The organism is Ruegeria sp. AN6 (genome assembly GCF_056540425.1).
In genome coordinates, this window is record NZ_JBQFWR010000041.1 from 1 (window position 1) to 1,419 (window position 1,419).

The following is a 1,419-nucleotide window of genomic DNA, read 5'->3' on the forward strand; positions in this document are numbered from 1 at the left end:
TTCTTTACGCTCTCGTACGATAGGCCTCTGCATTCAAACAAAAAGGTAAGTGGGAGCATCCATACAGGCGAGTTTGTTCTTCTAGGTGGCGAAGCGTTTTTCGGCGCACAGAAAGATAAAAAGGAGTGAAAAATGGGAATTGTTGAAGCCGTTAAGACGTGTTTCTCGAAATACTTCCAGTTCTCCGGTCGGGCTATACGCTCAGAATACTGGTGGTTCTTCTTGTTTGTGGTTCTCGTGAGTGCTGCTTTAGCTGTGCTGGATACGATCATATTCGGGACCAACCCAGAAACTGGGCAAGGATCTCGCGTCTTGTCCTCTGTTTTCCAACTGGCCGTTCTCATACCTATGCTGGCCGCCGGTTGGCGGAGACTGCATGATACAGGACGACCTGGCTGGTATTTGCTGCTGCCGATGGCGCTCAGCATTACAACGCTCTTTGTTATGCTGGGTGGGGTGGCGTTCTTCTCGGTATTGGAGCAAGGGACCGAGAACCCTGACGCATTGCGAGGACCTGCGGCAGTCCTGGGCGTGTCCGGTATTGTTGTTGTCTCAATTCTTCAATTGGTTCTGTCCATTCTGATGATCTGGTGGTTGACGCGCCCTTCCCAAGAAGGCGCAAACGAATACGGCGAACCTGTTTCCTGACCTGGCTGCCCGGGCAATTGGCCGGACTCTCTGCTGAATAGCAGTGCGAACCGTAACACTATGGAGAGAGAAAATGAGTTTCAAAACGATTTCCACTGGGACGCTGATGGTGGTTATGGCGACTACAGCATCAGCGGAGTGGTCGTTTAGTTCCGGGCCCAATCCCAATGCATTTATTCAATCTGGAAACATGACGCTGGAACTACAGTGTAACCGTATCCGCTTTGCACCGGCTGGATATGAGGACAGCCAGGACATTGTGGAGAAGCAGGGGCTTTCCATTCGATTTTTGAAGAACGGCACCACCGAAGTAGGAGCATTTCAGGTTGGCGCAGAAAACGCTGCCTTGCAGATCGTCGACAACTATCCCGTCGAGGTCAGTTTCAATAGTCAGCAGGACTATGGTTTTGTACTGGACCAGCTTGCGGCCAATGCATCCGTTAATCTGTCTATGATTGATCAAGATGTCAGCTACGGAATCTTTGACTTACAAGGTTCCGGCGTGGCAATTCGGTCCCTTCGTTCCGCGTGCAACTCGGATGCTAGCCAGGGGACCTCCTACGAAGCACCCGAAGGCATCGTCTATTGTGGTGGTGGAGCGAAAAAACGCGTGATCGAACCCGTAATTTTGGACAATTCGGAGGGAGAGTGGGACGCGCGAGTAACGGTTAACGGCGCGTCGATCAGAGCCATGACAGCTTACAGCTACTTCGGAAACTCTGAGCCACCGGCCGGATTTGTCGTCGCCCTTCTTGGTGAAGACAGGTCCGA

General features: G+C 51.9%; 2 protein-coding genes. Both read left to right on the forward strand.

What is annotated here, in order from left to right:
• Positions 1 to 132 precede the first annotated feature (132 nt).
• On the forward strand, positions 133 to 648 hold the full coding sequence (locus ACR0MQ_RS22915; protein ID WP_480611269.1) for a DUF805 domain-containing protein: 516 nt from the start codon (positions 133 to 135) through the stop codon (positions 646 to 648).
• Positions 649 to 721: 73 nt separating this feature from the next.
• On the forward strand, positions 722 to 1,419 hold a 698-nt coding region (locus ACR0MQ_RS22920), incomplete at its 3' end, for a hypothetical protein (RefSeq protein ID WP_480611272.1).

What these genes read in the sequence shown, in the direction of transcription:
- ACR0MQ_RS22915 (WP_480611269.1), top strand. Translation starts at nt 133, where the DNA reads ATGGGAATTGTTGAAGCCGTTAAGACGTGTTTCTCGAAATACTTCCAG.